Genomic DNA, 17,767 nt, shown 5'->3' on the forward strand with positions numbered 1-17,767 from the left:
TTCTGGTCGGTACGGCGTCGCCGGTCAGTGGTCGCCGGTGGCGGGCGAGGGCGGTCAGCCCACCGCCCCTTCCATCTGGAGCTCGATCAGCCGGTTGAGTTCCAGCGCGTACTCCATCGGCAGTTCCTTGGCGATCGGCTCGACGAAGCCGCGCACGATCATCGCCATCGCCTCGAACTCGGTCATGCCGCGGCTCATCAGGTAGAAGAGCTGGTCGTCGGAGACCTTGGAGACGGTCGCCTCGTGGCCCATCGACACGTCGTCCTCGCGGACGTCCACATAGGGGTAGGTGTCGGAACGGGAGATCGTGTCGACCAGCAGCGCGTCGCACAGCACGTTGGACTTGGCGCCCTTGGAGCCCTCGCCGATCTCGATCAGACCGCGGTACGAGGTGCGGCCGCCGCCGCGGGCCACCGACTTGGAGACGATGTTGGACGACGTGTTGGGCGCCATGTGCACCATCTTGGCGCCGGCGTCCTGGTGCTGGCCCTCGCCGGCGAAGGCGATGGACAGCGTCTCGCCCTTGGCGTGCTCGCCCATCAGGTAGACGGCCGGGTACTTCATGGTGACCTTGGAGCCGATGTTGCCGTCGACCCACTCCATGGTCGCGCCCTCGTAGGCCACGGCGCGCTTGGTGACCAGGTTGTAGACGTTGTTCGACCAGTTCTGGATGGTCGTGTAGCGGCAGCGGCCGCCCTTCTTGACGATGATCTCGACCACCGCGGAGTGCAGCGAGTCCGACTTGTAGATCGGCGCGGTGCAGCCCTCGACGTAGTGGACGTAGGCGTCCTCGTCGACGATGATCAGCGTCCGCTCGAACTGGCCCATGTTCTCGGTGTTGATCCGGAAGTAGGCCTGGAGCGGGATCTCGACGTGCACGCCCTTCGGCACGTAGATGAAGGAGCCGCCGGACCACACCGCGGTGTTCAGCGAGGCGAACTTGTTGTCGCCGGCCGGGATGACGGTGCCGAAGTACTCCTGGAACAGCTCCGGGTGCTCGCGCAGCGCGGTGTCGGTGTCCTGGAAGATGACGCCCTGCTCCTCCAGGTCCTCGCGGATCTGGTGGTAGACGACCTCGGACTCGTACTGGGCGGCGACACCGGCCACCAGGCGCTGCTTCTCCGCCTCCGGGATGCCCAGCCGGTCGTAGGTGTTCCTGATGTCCTCCGGCAGGTCCTCCCAGGACTCGGCCTGCTTCTCGGTGGACCGCACGAAGTACTTGATGTTGTCGAAGTCGATGCCGCTGAGGTCGGAGCCCCAGGTGGGCATGGGCTTCTTGCCGAACAGACGCAGGCCCTTCATGCGCATCTTCAGCATCCACTCGGGCTCGGACTTCTTCGAGGAGATGTCGCGGACGACGTCCTCGGAGAGGCCGCGCTTGGCGGCGGCGCCGGCCAGGTCCGAGTCGGCCCAGCCGTACTCGTAGGTGCCGATGCCCTCGAGCTCGGGGTGAGTGGTCTCCGTGGGAGCAGTCATGCGGGGTTCCTCCCGGACGTGCCGGCTGATGCGTGGTCTGTAACGGGATGTGTAACGGGGTCTGTATCGGCGGTTGCGGTGGTGGCAAGAGGTCGGGCCGTCTGCGGTGGTGCGCCGTGCGGTGGTGCCGGGCCCGCCGGCGCCGCCGGCTGGTGGGCCTGCGGGATGAAGGTGGTGCAGACCCCGTCGCCGTGGGCGATGGTGGCCAGCCGCTGGACATGGGTCCCGAGCAGTTCGGAGAAGACCTCGGCCTCCGCCTCGCAGAGCTGCGGGAACTGCTCGGCGGTGTGGGCCACCGGGCAGTGGTGCTGGCAGAGCTGCTCACCGGCCTGGCCGGAGGGCGTTCCCGCACCGAGCCCGGGGGGAGCACTGCGCGCTGTAGCAGCGTACCCGTCGGCTGACAAGGCCCGGGCCAGCGCCTTGGCGCGGTCCTCGGGCGGCGCGGCGTCCACGGCCGTGCGGTAGCGGTCGGCCTGGGCGGCGACCCGGGCGCGGGCGAACGCGAACACGGCGGCCTTGCCGTCCTCGCCGCCGCCGGCCGCCTCGGCGATCCAGCGCATCGCGTCCGCGGCGAGCTGGTCGTATCCCTGGTCGAAGGCGTCCCGGCCGCAGTCGGTGAGCGCGAAGACCTTGGCGGGGCGGCCGCGGCCCCGGCTGCCGTAGACCCGCTGCTCGCGGGCCTGCACCACGTCGTCCGCGACCAGCGCGTCGAGGTGGCGGCGGACGGCGGCCTGGGTGAGGCCGAGCCGCTCGGCGAGGTCGGCGGTGGTCGACGGTCCGTGGTCCAGGATGGAGCGGGCGACCCGGGTGCGGGTGCGCCGCTCTCCGGTCGTCTGCTCGTCGGCCGCCTTCTGGGCAGCACCATCCGCGATTTCCACAAGGCCATTGTTGCGTAATTGGTCTGGGGCGGGCAAGCGACCTCGGATCGCGGGCGCGGTGGGCTGGGTCACTTAGGGTGACCTAAGCCAGACGGATCCCGCCCTGCCGCCACCGGACCCCGTCCGGCTCCCTAGACTCGACGGCATGCGAAACGAGCCCGCCGTCGAGGTCACCGGACTGGTCAAGCGGTACGGGTCCACGACCGCGGTGAGCGGCCTGGACCTGGCCGTCGGCCGCGGTGGCGTCACCGCGGTGCTCGGGCCGAACGGCGCCGGCAAGACCACGACGGTCGAGATCTGCGAAGGCTACCGGCGCGCCGACGGCGGCAGCGTTCGGGTGCTGGGCCTCGATCCGGGCACGCAGGGCGCGCGGCTGCGGTCCCGGATCGGCGTGATGCTCCAATCAGGTGGCGTGTACCCGGGCGCGCGCGCCGTGGAGATGCTGCGCCACACCGCGACCCTGTACGCCGACCCGGTCGACCCGGCGCTGCTGATCGAGCGGCTCGGCCTGGAGTCCTGCGGCCGCACCACCTACCGCCGGCTGTCCGGCGGCCAGCAGCAGCGGCTCGCCCTGGCCATGGCCGTGGTCGGCCGGCCCGAGCTGGTCTTCCTCGACGAGCCCACCGCCGGCCTCGATCCGCAGGCCCGGCACGCCACCTGGGACCTGGTACGGGAGCTGCGGGCGGACGGCGCCACCGTCGTGCTCACCACTCACTTCATGGACGAGGCCGAGCAGCTCGCCGACCAGGTGGTGATCATCGACGGCGGCCGGGCGATCGCGGCCGGCACCCCCGAGGAGCTCTGCCGGGGCGGCGCCGAGAACACCCTGCGCTTCACCGGCCGCCCCGGCCTCGACCTCCCCTCGCTGCTCAAGGCGCTGCCCGCCGACACGGTGGCGGTCGAACCGACCCCCGGCAGCTACCGCATCGAGGGCAAGGTCGATCCGCAGCTGCTGGCCACCGTCACCTCCTGGTGCGCCCAGCACGGCGTGATGCCCGACCATCTCGCGGTGGAGCGGCGCACTTTGGAGGACGTCTTCTTGGAACTGACGGGCAGGGAGCTGCGGGTATGACGACGACCACGGAGACCGCGTACGCGGCCGGCGCCTTCGCCCCCAGCCCGGGGGCGGCGCCGCTGACCCGGATGATCCGGGCACAGGCGCTGCTGGAGACGAAGCTGCTGCTGCGCAACGGCGAGCAGCTGCTGCTGACCGTGGTGATCCCGGCGCTGCTGCTGGTGCTGTTCAGCGCGGTGGACATCGTGGACACCGGCGCCGGCAAATCGGTGGACTTCCTCACCCCGGGCATCCTGGCGCTGGCCGTGCTGTCCACCGCCTTCACCGGCCAGGCCATCGCCACCGGCTTCGAACGGCGCTACGGCGTCCTGAAGCGGCTGGGCGCCTCGCCGCTGCCGCGCTGGGCGCTGATGACCGCGAAGACCTGCTCGGTGCTGGTCACCGAGGTGCTGCAGATCGCGCTGCTGACGGTGATCGCGCTGCTGCTGGGCTGGTCCCCGCACGGCAACCCGGTCGCAGTTGCGCTGCTGCTCCTGCTGGGCACCGCCGCGTTCTCCGGGCTCGGGCTGCTGATGGCCGGCACCCTGCGGGCCGAGGCCACCCTGGCCGGCGCCAACCTGGTCTTCCTGCTGCTGCTGGTGGGCGGCGGGGTGCTGGTGCCGATGGACAAGTTCTCCGGCGGGGTGCGCCGGGTGCTGGAACTGCTGCCGATCTCCGCGCTGTCCGGCGGCCTGCGGGAGGTACTCCAGCACGGCGCCGGGACGCCGTGGGGCGACCTGGGCATCCTCGCGGTGTGGGCGGTGGTCGCCCTGGCCGCGGCGGCGCGCTTCTTCCGCTGGGAGTAGCCGCCGGGCGGCGGCCCGCCTGCCGTCCGGTCCGTGGCCGGAGCGCGGCCGACCGGCGCGACCCCTCGTGAAACCGTGCACAAGGTGGGCGCCTACCATGTTGCCGTGCCGAAGCTGACCGATATCGCGCGAAGCCCGCTCGCCCTCATCGCCGCCCGGTGGACCCCGTCCCCGGCGACGGTACGCAGGGCGACGCTGTCCGCCCTGGTCATGTCGGTGGTCATCGTGGTGACCGGCGGCGCGGTGCGCCTGACCGGCTCGGGACTCGGCTGCCCCACCGCACCGCGCTGCGTGGGCGACAGCTGGGTGCCCACCGAGGCGATGGGCGTGCACGGCGTCATCGAGTTCACCAACCGGATGCTGACCTACGTCCTGTGCGCCGCCGTCGGCTGGGCCATCATCGCGGTGCGCTCGCAAAAGCCCTACCGGCGCTCGCTGACCCGGCTCGGCTGGACCCAGTTCTGGCTGGTCGTCGCCAACGCGGTGCTCGGCGCCTTCACCGTGCTGACCGGGCTGAACCCGTACACCGTGTGCGTGCACTTCCTGCTGGCGTTCGCGCTGATCGTGATCGCGGTGCTGATGTGGCAGCGGACCGCGGAGGGCGACGCCTCGCCGCGGCCGCTGGTCGGCAAGCCGGTACGGCAGCTCGGCTCGGTCCTGGCCGCCGCCACGGTGGCGCTGATCGCGGTGGGCACCGTGGTCACCGGCGCCGGGCCGCACGCCGGCGACTCCAGCGATGTGCACCGCATCCCGGTGGACTGGAAGTCGGTCGCCCAACTGCACGCCGATCTGGCGTGGGTGGTGGTGGCGCTGACCGTCGCGCTGTGGTTCGTGCTGCGCGCGGTGGACGCGCCGATCGGCCCGCAGCGCCGCACCCGGGAGCTGTTCCTGGTGCTCATGTCGCAGGGGATCATCGGCTACATCCAGTACTTCACCCACCTGCCCGAGGCGGTCGTCGGACTGCACATGTTCGGTGCCTGCCTGGTGTGGGTGGCGACCTTGCGGGTGCTGCTGTCCTTCCGCGAGCGCCCGTCGGCCGAACCGGACGCGTCAGGGCCCGCTGCGACCGGGCGGACCGCCGCCCTCGGGGGTCCGCGGACGGGCGAACCGGCCCGCGGGAGCCGGCGGGAGCCGGTAGACGCGGCGCGCGTTCCCCTCACTGACGAGAGCGGCGACCCGCTGCCCGTCCGCCGCTGACCCACTCCCCCGCCTCCACCCGCGCACCGACCAGCCGGTCGAGCGCGCTCCGGAAGCCGCGGACACCGGTCACATAGAGCTCGGGCAGCCCGACCGCCCCGCTGGCATGCAGCACCTTGCCGAAGGGGGCCCGGGCCAGCACGGCGGCCGGGTCGGTGCCCAGGCCCACGTACACGTGCGGCAGCGCCGCCGCCAGGTCCGCGGCCGCCGCCTGGTGCGGCGCCCCGGGCAGCAGCACCACATCCGTGCCGAGCCCGGCGGTGGCCCGCAGGAAGTCCGCCGCGGCCAGCGGTCCGGGCCCGGCCGGGTGGCAGCGGAGCAGCAGCGGAAGCCCGCTGGCCATCGCGTGCCACCGCAGGTGCTCCAGCAGTACGGCACTGGTCGGCCGGCCGCCCACCGGCCGCCGGCCGAGCCACTGCCCGGCGGCGTACCGCACCTGCGCGGGTCCGGGCGGCCGGGTGCCGTAGCCGTAGCGGTCGCCGTCGCCGTCGCCCGCGCTGTGCACGGCGTCGGAGGTAGCGGCGCCGGGCGCCGGGCCGCCGCCGCGTGGCGCGCGGTCGTCGCAGGAGAAGCCGGCCGCGTCCCGGGCGGTGCCGTGGACGGCCTCGGCCAGATTCGCCAGAAAGGACTCCACCGTGCCGGAGGTGTCGGCGACCTGCTGGGCCAGCGGTTCCAGCCGGACGATCTCGTGTCCCGCAGCCGCGCCCGCCGCGCCCAGTTCCTTCGGCGCGGTCAGGTCGCCGGGCTCGCCGGTGTCCACCAGGTAGTCGGTGATGCCGGTGCCGCGCAGCAGCAGCCGGGCCGCCTCGTAGGCGCCCAACTCGCGGCGGCGGGCCAGATAGCGGGCCGGCGGGCAGTGCGGTTCGAGGCCGAGCAGCGGCGGGCACCAGCGGCGTACCGCGAATCCGGTGGGGCTGTCGAAGAGGGTGGTGCGCGGGGCGGCCGTGCCGGGCAGCCGCGCCTCGAAGGCGCCCAGCCCGAGGTCGCCGGGGAGCACCCCGTGGCAGTACGCGTCCACCAGGCGTGTCCGTACCCACCGCGCCCCGGCCATCGCCGCCCCTTGCCGCCTCGTCCGCCCGTCCCGACCCTGCCATGGGTCCTAACGGTGCGGGTAGCTGTCAGGTGTTGGCGGGGCCGCCGATCTGGATTCCGGCCATCCGGGTCCACTCGTAGCGTCCGCTGCGCATCCGGGCCGCGACCTCGCCGTCCAGGTTCTCGTGGACGGTGACGCCGGCCCGGGCGGCGGCCGCCTGGGCGATCGCGAAGGTCGGGGCGACCAGATCACCCCAGGTGCCGTCCTGGGCGACCAGCACGATCCGGGCGCCGCGCTCGCCGATGTAGGCGATGTTCGCCTCCGCGCTGCCGCCGTGGGCCCGGGCGAAGGCGCCGATCTGCCGCCCGAGGCGCGCGGCGCGGCGCTCGGCGCGGGTGTCGGGCTTGGGGGTCTGTTCGGGAGTGCTCTCAGCCATAACGAGATGCTACCCGCCGGTACACGTCCCGAAAGGGCCCGGGGACCGCGTTCGGGCGCCCAGCACCCGGCCGAGGTGAAGCGGCCGGTGCGGGAACCAGGCCCTGTCCAGGGCCTGGGCCGTGTCCAGGGCCTAGTGCAGGAAGGGGTCCACCGCGACGGCCACGAACAGCAAGGTCGCGTAGGTGATCGACCAGTGGAACAGCCGCATCTCCTTGAGCTTGACGCCCGTGACGCCGGCCTTGGCGCGGGCGTGCAGCCCGTGCGCCTCCTTCAGCCAGAACGCGCCGAGCACCGCGGCCACCAGCGGGTAGAACCACGAGGTGTCGCCCAGCGGCCACCAGAGCGTCAGCGAGGTCGCCACCATCACCCAGCTGTAGATGACGATCTGCCGGGCCACCACCTGATTGCCGGCCACCACCGGCAGCATCGGCACGCCGACCCGCTCGTAGTCGTCCTTGACCTTCATCGACAGCGGCCAGTAATGCGGCGGCGTCCAGAAGAAGAGGACGAGGAAGAGCACGAAGGGCGCCCAGCCGAGCTCGTCGCGCACCGCGGACCAGCCGATGAAGACCTGCAGGCAGCCCGCGACACCGCCCCACACGATGTTCTGCGCGGTACGGCGCTTGAGCCCGAGGGTGTAGACGAAGACGTAGTAGAGAATCGCGGTGAGGGACAGCCCCGCCGACAGCGGGTTGACCAGCGTCCAGAACCACACGGTGGAGACCACCGAGAGGGTGATGCCGAACACCAGGCCCTCGCGCGGCGAGACCAGCCCGGTGACCAGCGGACGCTGCTCGGTGCGGTGCATCAGCGCGTCGATGTCGCGGTCGATGTACATGTTCAGCGCGTTGGCACCGCCGGCCGACAGATAACCGCCGACCACGGTCGCCAGCACCAGCCACAGATCGGGCACTCCGCCGGCCGCCAGGAACATCACCGGGACGGTCGTAATGAGCAGCAGCTCGATGATGCGCGGCTTGGTCAGTGCCACGAACCCCATGACGCGGGCCCGCAGCGGCCGATGACCTGGGCCCGCCCCGAGGACCCCTGCGGGTCGGGATTCGACGGCCGTCACGAACACCCCAAAAAAGAGATGAAGTCCAGCAAGCACCGGCCGCCCACACAACGGCGGGGCCAGAGAAGGCTTGCGCTTACCACGCCACTGTAGACGTAGGGAATACCCGGCTTTCCCGCGGGGGTGGCCGGTGTCGGCCGTGGCGCGGGACAGAACGGGAAAGCCGCCGTCCAGCGCGGGAAAACATCCGGCGCGCACCGCGCAACGCGCTGTCGGGAGCCGGTTCACCGGCCGTTCACGGGCTTGCGGAGGCGATGTACGCGGCATCGGGGCAGGATCGAAAAGGTGCGCGCCCTGCGGCGGTAGGCTCGGCGGCGTCGGGTAGGCACCACTTACCGGCGCTTTTTCAACATGCCGAGAGGAGCCCTGAACCAGGGTGAGCAAGCAGCCGACCACCATAGACCTTGAGTGGACTGATCTGGACGCGCGGGCCGTTGACACCGCCCGAGTCCTGGCCATGGATTCCGTGCAGAAGGTCGGCAACGGCCATCCCGGTACGGCCATGAGCCTGGCTCCCGCCGCTTATCTGCTCTTCCAGAAAATCATGCGGCACGACCCCGCGGACGCCGACTGGGTGGGCCGGGACCGCTTCGTGCTCTCCGCCGGGCACTCCAGCCTGACCCTTTACACCCAGCTCTACCTGGCCGGCTACGGCCTGGAGCTGGCCGACCTGGAAGCGTTCCGCACCTGGGGCTCCAAGACGCCGGGGCACCCCGAGTACGGCCTGACCAGGGGCGTGGAGACCACCACGGGACCGCTGGGCCAGGGGGTGGCCAACGCGGTGGGCATGGCGATGGCCGCCCGCTACGAGCGCGGCCTGTTCGACCCGGACGCGCCCGTCGGCACCTCGCCGTTCGACCACACGATCTGGGCGATCGCCGGCGACGGCTGCCTGCAGGAGGGCATCTCCGCCGAGGCGTCCTCGATGGCCGGCCACCAGAAGCTCGGCAACCTCGTGCTGCTGTGGGACGACAACCACATCTCCATCGAGGGCGACACCGAGACCGCCGTCTCCGAGGACACCGTCAAGCGGTACGAGGCCTACGGCTGGCACGTGCAGCGGGTGCAGCCCAAGGAGAACGGCGACCTGGACCCCGAGGCCCTCTACGCGGCGCTCAAGGCGGCGCAGGCCGAGACCGGGCGCCCCTCGTTCATCGCGGCCCGCTCGATCATCGCCTGGCCGGCCCCGCACGCGCAGAACACCGGCGCGGCGCACGGCTCGGCCCTGGGCGAGGACGAGGTCGCGGCCACCAAGCGCATCCTCGGCTTCGACCCCGACAAGCACTTCGACGTGTCCGACGAGGTGATCGCGCACACCCGCGCGGTCGGCGAGCGCGGCCGCGCGGCGCGGGCGGAGTGGGACCAGTCCTTCGCCGCCTGGCGCGCCGCCAACCCCGAGCACGCCGCCACCTACGACCGGATCGCCGCGGCCGAGCTACCCAAGGGCTGGGAGGACGCGCTGCCGGTCTTCGAGGTGGGCAAGTCCCTGGCCACCCGCGCCGCCTCGGGCAAGGTCCTGGAGGCGCTGGGCGGGATCATCCCCGAACTGTGGGGCGGATCGGCCGACTTGGCCGGCTCGAACAACACCACGTTCGACAAGAACTCCTCCTTCCTGCCGGACGGCAACCCGCTGCCGGGCGCGAACCGCTACGGCCGCACCGTGCACTTCGGCATCCGCGAGCACTCGATGGGCGCGGAGCTGAACGGCATCACCCTGCACGGCAACACCCGTGCCTACGGCGGCACGTTCCTGGTCTTCTCCGACTACATGCGCAACGCGGTCCGGCTGTCCGCGCTGATGCACCTGCCGGTGACGTACGTCTGGACGCACGACTCGATCGGCCTCGGCGAGGACGGCCCGACCCACCAGCCGGTGGAGCACCTGTCCTCGCTGCGCGCGATCCCGGGTCTGAACGTGGTCCGCCCGGCCGACGCCAACGAGACCGTCATCGTCTGGCGCGAGGTCCTGCGGCGCTGGACGAAGGTGTACGGCGAGGGCCACCCGCACGGTCTGGCGCTGACCCGGCAGGGCGTGCCGACCTACCCGAGCAACGAGGACGCCGCCCGCGGCGGCTATGTGCTCTTCGAGGCCGAGGGCGGCCCGGCGCAGGTGATCCTGATCGGCACCGGCTCCGAGGTCCAGCTGGCAGTCGAAGCGCGCGAGCAGCTGCAGGCCGCCGGGGTGCCCACCCGGGTGGTCTCCATGCCCTGCGTGGAGTGGTTCGACGACCAGGACCAGGCGTACCGCGACAGCGTGCTCCTGCCCACCGTGAAGGCGCGGGTCGCGGTCGAGGCCGGGGTGGCCCTGACCTGGTACCGCTATGTGGGCGACGCGGGACGCATCGTGAGCCTGGAGCACTTCGGGGCTTCCGCGGACGCCAAGGTGCTGTTCCGTGAGTTCGGTTTCACCGCGGAAGCGGTGGCCGCCGCGGCCCGGGAATCTCTCGGCGCCGTAGATCGCTGACGCAAGTAAACGACTAGTAGGAGATGCAGATCTCATGACAGACGCACTCAAGCGCCTCTCCGACGAAGGCGTCGCGATCTGGCTGGACGACCTGTCGCGCAAGCGCATCACGTCCGGGAATCTGGCCGAACTCATCGACCAGCAGCACGTGGTGGGGGTCACCACCAATCCGACGATCTTCCAGAAGGCGATCTCGCAGGGTGACGGGTACGACACGCAGGTCAAGGACCTCGCGTTTCGGAAGGTCACGGTCGAAGAGGCCATCCGCATGATCACCACGGCGGACGTCCGCGACGCGGCCGACATCCTGCGCCCGGTGTTCGACGCCACCGACCACCAGGACGGCCGGGTCTCCATCGAGGTCGACCCCCGCCTGGCGCACAACACGCGGGCCACCGTCGCCGAGGCCAAGCAGCTGGCCTGGCTGGTGGACCGGCCGAACACCCTGATCAAGATCCCGGCCACCGAGCCGGGCCTGCCCGCCATCACCGAGACCATCGGCCTGGGCATCAGCGTCAACGTCACGCTGATCTTCTCGCTGACCCGCTACCGCGAGGTGATGGACGCCTACATCAGCGGCCTGGAGAAGGCCAAGGCGGCCGGACTGGACCTGTCCGAGATCCACTCGGTGGCGTCGTTCTTCGTGTCCCGGGTGGACACCGAGGTCGACAAGCGGCTGGAGAAGATCGGCTCCGACCAGGCCAAGGCGCTCAAGGGCAAGGCCGCCGTCGCGAACGCGCGGCTCGCCTACCAGGCCTACCAGGAGGTCTTCAGCAGCGACCGCTGGACCGCCCTGGAGAAGGCCGGCGCCAACAAGCAGCGCCCGCTGTGGGCCTCCACCGGCGTGAAGGACCCGGCGTACTCGGACACCCTCTACGTCACCGAACTGGTCGCCCCCAACACGGTGAACACCATGCCGGAGGCGACGCTGGACGCCACCGCCGACCACGGCGAGATCACCGGCGACACGGTGACCACCCGCTACGCGGAGGCGAAGGCCGACCTGGACGCGCTGGCGGCCGTGGGCATCTCGTACGACGACGTCGTGCAGGTCCTCGAGGACGAGGGCGTGGAGAAGTTCGAGGCGGCCTGGAACGAGCTGCTGGACTCCACCAAGGCGGAACTCGAACGGCTCGCCCCCTCGGAGGCATGAGTTGACCACTGACATTCCTCCCGCCGTGGTCAATCCGCTCCGGGACCCGCTGGACCGGCGGCTGCCGCGGATCGCGGGGCCGTCCGGCCTGGTGATCTTCGGGGTGACCGGGGACCTGTCCCGCAAGAAGCTGATGCCGGCCGTGTACGACCTGGCCAACCGCGGCCTGCTGCCGCCGGGCTTCGCCCTGGTGGGCTTCGCCCGCCGCAGCTGGGAGAACGAGGACTTCGCCCAGGAGGTCCACGACGCGGTCAAGGAGCACGCCCGCACCCCTTTTCGTGAGGAGGTGTGGCAGCAGCTCGCCGAGGGCGTCCGCTTCGTGCAGGGCGACTTCGACGACGACACCGCCTTCGAGCAGCTCAAGGACACCATCGAGGAGGACCTGGACAAGGTCCGCGGTACCGGCGGCAACTTCGCCTTCTACCTGTCGGTGCCGCCGAAGTTCTTCCCGAACGTCGTGCAGCAGCTGAAGAAGCACGGCCTGGCCGACCCGCCCAAGGACGCCTGGCGGCGCGCGGTCATCGAGAAGCCCTTCGGCCACGACCTGGCCAGCGCCCAGGTGCTCAACCGGATCGTGCACGAGGTCTTCCCGCCCAACGAGGTCTTCCGGATCGACCACTACCTGGGCAAGGAGACGGTCCAGAACATCCTGGCGCTGCGGTTCGCCAACACGATGTTCGAGCCGATCTGGAACCGGTCGTATGTCGATCATGTCCAGATCACCATGGCCGAGGACATCGGCATCGGCGGCCGGGCCGGGTACTACGACGGCATCGGCGCCGCCCGTGACGTGATCCAGAACCACCTGCTCCAGCTGCTGGCGCTGACCGCGATGGAGGAGCCCGGCTCCTTCCACCCCAAGGCGCTGACCGCGGAGAAGCTCAAGGTGCTCGGCGCGGTCGTGCTCCCCGACGACCTCGGCAGGCACACCGTGCGCGGCCAGTACGCGCACGCCTGGCAGGGTGGCGAGGAGGTGCCCGGCTACCTGGAGGAGGAAGGCATCGACCCCCACTCCAAGACCGACACCTACGCGGCCGTGAAGCTGGAGATCAACAACCGGCGCTGGGCCGGAGTGCCCTTCTACCTGCGCACCGGCAAGCGGCTGGGCCGCCGGGTCACCGAGATCGCGGTCGTCTTCAAGCGGGCCCCGTACCTGCCGTTCGAGTCCGGCGCCACCGAGGAGCTGGGCGAGAACGCCCTGGTCATCCGGGTGCAGCCGGACGAGGGCGTGACGGTGCGGTTCGGGTCGAAGGTGCCGGGCACCACCACCGAGGTCCGGGACGTCACGATGGACTTCGCCTACGGCGAGTCGTTCACCGAATCCAGCCCGGAGGCGTACGAGCGGCTCATCCTGGATGTGCTGCTGGGCGACGCCAACCTCTTCCCGCGCCACCAGGAGGTCGAGCTGTCCTGGACGATCCTGGACCCGATCGAGCGGTACTGGGACAAGCACGGCAAGCCCGCGCAGTACCCCGCCGGCACCTGGGGCCCGGCCGAGGCCGACGAGATGCTCGCACGAGACGGCAGGAGCTGGCGCCGCCCATGAAGATCGATCTGACCGACACCACGTCCTCACGCATCAACGCCGCGCTGATCCGGGCCCGGCGTGCCATCGGCACCCCCGCGGTGGGCATGGTGCTGACCCTGGTCATCGTGACCGACGAGGGCAGCGCGTACGACGCGCTGAAGGCGGCCGGCGAGGCGTCCCGCGAGCACCCGTCGCGGATCGTCGTCGTCATCAAGCGGCCCGGCCGCTCGCCGCGGGAGCGGGCCGGCGCCCGGCTCGACGCCGAGGTGCTGGTGGGCGCCGAGGCCGGCACCGGCGAGACGGTCGTGCTGCGGATGCACGGCGAGCTCGCCAACCACGCCGAGTCGGTCGTCCTCCCCCTGCTGCTGCCGGACGCGCCGGTGGTGCTGTGGTGGCCGGAGGCCGCCCCGGAGAACCCGGCCGTCGACCCGCTGGGCCGGCTCGGCCAGCGCCGGATCACCGACGCCGCCTCGGCCGAGGACCCGGTGGGCGCGATCAGCACCCGCGCGGCCACCTACGCGCCGGGCGACACCGACCTGGCCTGGACCCGGATCACCCCGTGGCGCTCGATGCTGGCCGCGGCGCTGGACCAGAAGCACTCCACCGTCGTCGCGGCGGTGGTGGAGGGCGAGGCCTACAACCCGAGCACCGAGCTGCTGGCGCTGTGGCTGGCCGACCGGCTCGGCGTCGAGGTGGAGCGCAAGGTCACCGAGGGCCCCGGCATGACCGCGGTCAAGCTCGCCACGGACGACGGCGACATCCGGCTGGACCGGCCCGACGGACGGCTGGCCAAGCTGGCCGTGCCCGGGCAGCCGGACCGGCATGTCGCGCTCAAGCGCCGCGAGACCGCGGAGCTGCTCGCGGAGGAGCTGCGGCGGCTGGACCCGGACGACATATACCGCACCACGGTGGAGTTCGCGGTCAAGCACCTGGTCGGCGCCGCCGGCAAGGAGGGCAGCGTCAGCGCTCCCACCCCCTCCAAGAAGGCGTCGGCGGCGAAGAAGGCGCCCGCGTCCGCGGCGAAGGCGGCCCAATGAGCACACCCCAGGTGGTCGTCCACCGGGACAAGGAGCTGATGGCCTGCGCCGCGGCGGCCCGGCTGATCACCAGGATCGTGGACGCCCAGGCCGCCCGGGGCACCGCCTCGGTGGTGCTCACCGGCGGGCGCAACGGAAACGCGCTGCTGGCCGCGGTGGCCGGCTCCCCGGCGCGGGACGCGGTGGACTGGGCCCACCTGGACCTGTGGTGGGGTGACGAGCGCTTCCTGCCGGACGGCGACCCGGAGCGCAACATCACCCAGGCGCACGAGGCGCTGCTCGACCAAGTGCCGCTCGATCCCCGGCGGGTCCATGTGATGGCCCCCTCCGACGGTGAGTTCGGCTCCGACGTCGAGGCCGCGGCGGCCGCCTACGCCACCGAGCTGGCGGGCGCCGCGGCGCCGGAGGACCACGGCGCGGTGCCGTCGTTCGACGTGCTGCTGCTGGGGGTCGGCCCCGACGCCCACGTGGCATCGCTCTTCCCGGAGCACCCGGGGGTACGGGAGTCGGTCCGCACGGTCATCGGCGTGCACGGCTCCCCCAAGCCGCCGCCGACCCGGCTGTCGCTCACGCTGCCCGCCATCCGGGCGGCACGCGAGGTGTGGCTGCTCGCGGCGGGCGAGGACAAGGCCGGGGCGGTCGCGCTGGCCCTGTCGGCCCCGGGCGAGATCCAGGCGCCGGCCTCCGGCGCGTACGGCAGGTCCCGCACGCTGTGGCTGCTGGACCGGGCCGCGGCGGCGAAGCTTCCCCCGCAGCTGTATCCGTCGGCTTCCTCGTAGGCGGAGCGGGCCGCGATGCGGCGGCCGGGACAGCGGAGTTCCGCTGTCCCGGCCGCCGCTTCGCTGTGCGCGGTCGGGCCCTTGCCGCGGTCAGCGGCCCCGCAGCCGGCGGTAGGTGGCGACCAGCGCGGTGGTGGACGGGTCCAGGCCGGGTACCTCGGCGCCTTCGACCAGGGCCGGTTCGATCCGCTTGGCCAGCACCTTGCCCAGTTCGACGCCCCACTGGTCGAAGGAGTCGATGTTCCAGATCGCGCCCTGGACGAACACCTTGTGCTCGTAGAGCGCGATGAGCTGGCCGAGCACCGACGGCGTCAGCTCGTTGGCCAGGATCGTGGTGGTGGGGCGGTTGCCGGGGAAGGTCTTGTGCGGCACCAGTTCCTCGGCGACACCCTCCGCGCGGACCTCGTCGGGCGTCTTGCCGAAGGCCAACGCCTGTGTCTGTGCGAAGAAGTTGGCCATCAGCAGGTCGTGCTGGCCGCCCAGTGGGCCCAGTTCGGCCAGCGGCCGGGCGAAGCCGATGAAGTCGGCGGGGATCAGCTTCGTGCCCTGGTGCAGCAACTGGTAGTAGGCGTGCTGGCCGTTGGTGCCGGGCGTGCCCCACACCACCGGGCCGGTCTGCCAGTTGACCGGCTTGCCGTCGCGGGCCACCGACTTGCCGTCGGACTCCATGTCCAGCTGCTGGAGGTAGGCGGTGAACCGGCTCAGGTAGTGGCTGTAGGGCAGCACCGCGTGCGACTGGGCGTCGTGGAAGTTGATGTACCACACGCCGAGCAGCCCGAGCAGAAACGGCACGTTCCGCTCGGCGGGCGTGGTCCTGAAGTGCTCGTCCACCAGGTGGAATCCGGCCAGCATCTCCCGGAACGCGCCCGAGCCGATCGCCACCATCAGCGACAGGCCGATCGCGGAGTCGAAGGAGTAGCGCCCCCCGACCCAGTCCCAGAACTCGAACATGTTCTGGGTGTCGATGCCGAACTCGGCGACCTTCTCGGCGTTGGTGGACAGCGCCACGAAGTGCTTGGCCACCGCCTCGTCGCCGGCGCCGAGTTCGCCCAGCAGCCAGCTGCGGGCGGCGGTGGCGTTGGTGATGGTCTCGATGGTGGTGAAGGTCTTGGACGCGATGATGAACAGCGTCTCGGCCGCGTCCAGGTCGCGGACCGCCTCGTGCAGGTCCGCGCCGTCCACGTTGGAGACGAAGCGGACGGTGAGGTCGCGGGCGGTGTAGGCGCGCAGCGCCTCGTAGGCCATCGCCGGGCCCAGGTCGGAGCCGCCGATCCCGATGTTGACGATGTTCTTGATCGGCTTGCCGGTGTGGCCGGTCCACTCGCCGGAGCGGATCCGGTCGGTGAAGACGGTCATCTTGTAGAGCACCGCGTGCACGCCCTGGACGACGTCCTGCCCGTCGACCTCGATGGTGGCGGACTGCGGGACCCGCAGCGCGGTGTGCAGCACCGCGCGGTTCTCGGTGACATTGATCCGCTCGCCGGCGAACATCGCGTCCCGCAGCCCGAATACGTCGGTCGCCGCCGCGAGTTCGCGCAGCAGCCGCAGAGTCTCGTCGGTGACCAGATGCTTGGAGTAGTCCAGGTGGAGGTCGCCGACCTGGAGGGTGTAGCGGCTCGCCCGCTCGGGGTCGCTGTCGAACAGGCCCCGCAGATGGGCGTCCGCCATCTCCTCGCGGTGCTTGGCGAGCGCGTGCCACTCGGGGCGCTGGTCGAGCCTGATGGAGGCCTGCGCGTTGGTTTCGGACATCAGTCCACTTCTCCTCGTCCTCGCTGCAGGACCAAACTAATTGATGACGCGGCGGATCGAGATCCGGTGGGCCCGTGCCCGCGCGCGAGTCGTCGGCGCGGGGTCCCGGTGGGACGCCCGGTCAGAAACCGTTGCGGTGCAGCCGGCCGGCGTAGTGCGCCTCCAGCACGGCGTTGCGCTCGTGGCCGCCGGGCAGGTTGGCGGAGATGTACACCGGCGCGGTGACGCCCTCGGCGGTGAGCTGGCCGACCGCCTCGGCGACGACCATCTGCACCAGCAGCGCGGAGGTGATGGTGGACACCCCGCACAGCGCGCCGCCGTCGGGCAGCGGGAGCAGCGCGTCGCCGGCCGGTGCGCAGTTGTCGAGTACGGCGTCGGCGACATCGGCGAGGTGCTGCCCGCTGGGGTGCAGGGCGGGCACCGCCCGGGTGTGGGTCAGCGAGGTCAGCGCGATCAGCGGGTGGCCGGCTTCCTTGACGTGCAGCGCCATGTCCACGATCGAGTTGTTGACCCCGGAGTTCGACACGATCAGGAAGAGGTCCTGCGGCTGCGGCCCGGCCAGGTCGTAGAGCTTGCGGGCCAGGCCCGGGGCGCGTTCCAGCAGCGGGTCGTCCAGGATCGCCCGGTCCTCGCCGCCGCGCAGCACCAGGTCGGTCAGCCCGATCCGATTCGTCGGGATCAGCCCGCCGGCCCGCCCGACCAGCTCCAGCACGGTCGCCTGCGAGTGTCCGGTCCCGAACCCGTGGATCACCCCGTCGGCCGCCACACAGTCCGCCACCAGCCGCCCGGCGACCCCCACCGCCTCCTTGTTCGCCGCGACGGCCCTCTCCACCGCGGCCCGCCCCTCATCAGCGAACGCCGCCGCACTGATCCGTCCCTCAGCCATGCCCGGGGCCCCTTTGCACACATCGCGATCTTCGGTTGATCGAGCCGAAGTGGCTCGCTCCGATGAAACAGCGAACCAGCGACCCCGTCAATACCGGCCCCCCTGCGGGGGTGCTCCCCGACCCGCGCCGCACCCCTGGCCGGTGGCCTGCGCCCCGCAGGGGCGCGGGGAACTGCGCGACCAGCCACGACGGCGCCGAAGCCGGCCACCCCCG

The 17,767-nt window shown here is 71.5% G+C and carries 14 protein-coding genes and 1 pseudogene; 8 read left to right on the top strand and 7 right to left on the bottom strand.

The window, feature by feature from the left end; translation table 11 throughout:
- Positions 1-54: 54 nt before the first annotated feature.
- Together sufB and GA0115240_RS29965 are read right to left on the bottom strand one after the other, a co-directional pair.
- Positions 55-1,476 carry a Fe-S cluster assembly protein SufB gene (gene sufB / locus GA0115240_RS29960; RefSeq protein WP_093741496.1) on the bottom strand — a complete coding sequence of 474 codons (1,422 nt, stop codon included), beginning with the start codon at positions 1,474-1,476 and terminating at the stop codon, positions 55-57.
- On the bottom strand, positions 1,473-2,354 hold the full coding sequence (locus GA0115240_RS29965) for a helix-turn-helix transcriptional regulator (protein WP_370673386.1): 882 nt from the start codon (positions 2,352-2,354) through the stop codon (positions 1,473-1,475). The genes sufB and GA0115240_RS29965 overlap by 4 nt, the downstream gene beginning before the upstream one ends.
- Positions 2,355-2,499: 145 nt before the next feature.
- On the opposite strand from GA0115240_RS29965, the gene GA0115240_RS29970 reads away from it, so the two are divergent.
- The 3 genes from GA0115240_RS29970 to GA0115240_RS29980 all read left to right on the top strand — a co-directional run bounded on the left by GA0115240_RS29970 (position 2,500) and on the right by GA0115240_RS29980 (position 5,411).
- Positions 2,500-3,426, top strand: a complete 927-nt coding sequence (locus GA0115240_RS29970; RefSeq protein WP_093741498.1) for an ABC transporter ATP-binding protein — start codon at positions 2,500-2,502, stop codon at positions 3,424-3,426.
- Positions 3,423-4,214 (top strand): ABC transporter permease, encoded by a 792-nt coding sequence (locus GA0115240_RS29975; RefSeq protein ID WP_093741500.1) that lies wholly within the window; start codon positions 3,423-3,425, stop codon positions 4,212-4,214. Before GA0115240_RS29970 ends, GA0115240_RS29975 begins: the two co-directional genes overlap by 4 nt.
- 105 nt (positions 4,215-4,319) lie before the next feature.
- Positions 4,320-5,411, top strand: a complete 1,092-nt coding sequence (locus GA0115240_RS29980) for a COX15/CtaA family protein (RefSeq protein WP_256070080.1) — start codon at positions 4,320-4,322, stop codon at positions 5,409-5,411.
- Here GA0115240_RS29980 and GA0115240_RS29985 read toward each other — a convergent pair.
- From GA0115240_RS29985 to GA0115240_RS29995, 3 genes and pseudogenes are all read right to left on the bottom strand, one after another.
- A pseudogene (locus tag GA0115240_RS29985) lies at positions 5,343-6,462 on the bottom strand (amidohydrolase); the annotation flags it as partial. The gene GA0115240_RS29980 and the pseudogene GA0115240_RS29985 sit on opposite strands and share 69 nt — an antisense overlap.
- A 67-nt stretch (positions 6,463-6,529) precedes the next feature.
- Positions 6,530-6,880 carry a hypothetical protein gene (locus GA0115240_RS29990; protein WP_093741504.1) on the bottom strand — a complete coding sequence of 117 codons (351 nt, stop codon included), beginning with the start codon at positions 6,878-6,880 and terminating at the stop codon, positions 6,530-6,532.
- Between the two features lie 132 nt (positions 6,881-7,012).
- Positions 7,013-7,963, bottom strand: coding sequence for a heme o synthase (locus GA0115240_RS29995; RefSeq protein ID WP_176725214.1), 951 nt, complete (start codon positions 7,961-7,963; stop codon positions 7,013-7,015).
- A gap of 370 nt (positions 7,964-8,333) precedes the next feature.
- Here GA0115240_RS29995 and tkt point away from each other — a divergent pair, with 370 nt between their 5' ends.
- Genes tkt through pgl form a run of 5 tightly spaced genes read left to right on the top strand, consistent with a single transcriptional unit; the run spans position 8,334 to position 14,918 of the window.
- Entirely contained in the window at positions 8,334-10,421 is a 2,088-nt protein-coding gene (gene tkt, locus GA0115240_RS30000; RefSeq protein ID WP_093741506.1) for a transketolase, read from the top strand.
- A gap of 34 nt (positions 10,422-10,455) precedes the next feature.
- Complete coding sequence (tal, locus tag GA0115240_RS30005) at positions 10,456-11,574, top strand: transaldolase (protein ID WP_093741508.1); 1,119 nt, start codon at positions 10,456-10,458, stop codon at positions 11,572-11,574.
- A gap of 13 nt (positions 11,575-11,587) precedes the next feature.
- A complete protein-coding gene (gene zwf / locus GA0115240_RS30010) occupies positions 11,588-13,120 on the top strand; it encodes a glucose-6-phosphate dehydrogenase (RefSeq protein WP_093741526.1) in 1,533 nt (510 codons plus the stop codon).
- Positions 13,117-14,139, top strand: coding sequence for a glucose-6-phosphate dehydrogenase assembly protein OpcA (opcA, locus tag GA0115240_RS30015; RefSeq protein ID WP_093741510.1), 1,023 nt, complete (start codon positions 13,117-13,119; stop codon positions 14,137-14,139). The genes zwf and opcA overlap by 4 nt, the downstream gene beginning before the upstream one ends.
- Complete coding sequence (gene pgl / locus GA0115240_RS30020) at positions 14,136-14,918, top strand: 6-phosphogluconolactonase (RefSeq protein WP_093741512.1); 783 nt, start codon at positions 14,136-14,138, stop codon at positions 14,916-14,918. Before opcA ends, pgl begins: the two co-directional genes overlap by 4 nt.
- Before the next feature lie 90 nt (positions 14,919-15,008).
- Here the strand turns inward: pgl and pgi are convergent, their stop codons facing one another.
- A complete protein-coding gene (pgi, locus tag GA0115240_RS30025; RefSeq protein ID WP_093741514.1) occupies positions 15,009-16,667 on the bottom strand; it encodes a glucose-6-phosphate isomerase in 1,659 nt (552 codons plus the stop codon).
- A 121-nt stretch (positions 16,668-16,788) separates the two neighbouring features.
- Positions 16,789-17,553, bottom strand: coding sequence for a sugar isomerase domain-containing protein (locus GA0115240_RS30030; RefSeq protein WP_093741516.1), 765 nt, complete (start codon positions 17,551-17,553; stop codon positions 16,789-16,791).
- Positions 17,554-17,767 lie beyond the last annotated feature (214 nt).

The organism is Streptomyces sp. DvalAA-14 (genome assembly GCF_900091855.1).
Lineage (GTDB): Bacteria > Actinomycetota > Actinomycetes > Streptomycetales > Streptomycetaceae > Actinacidiphila.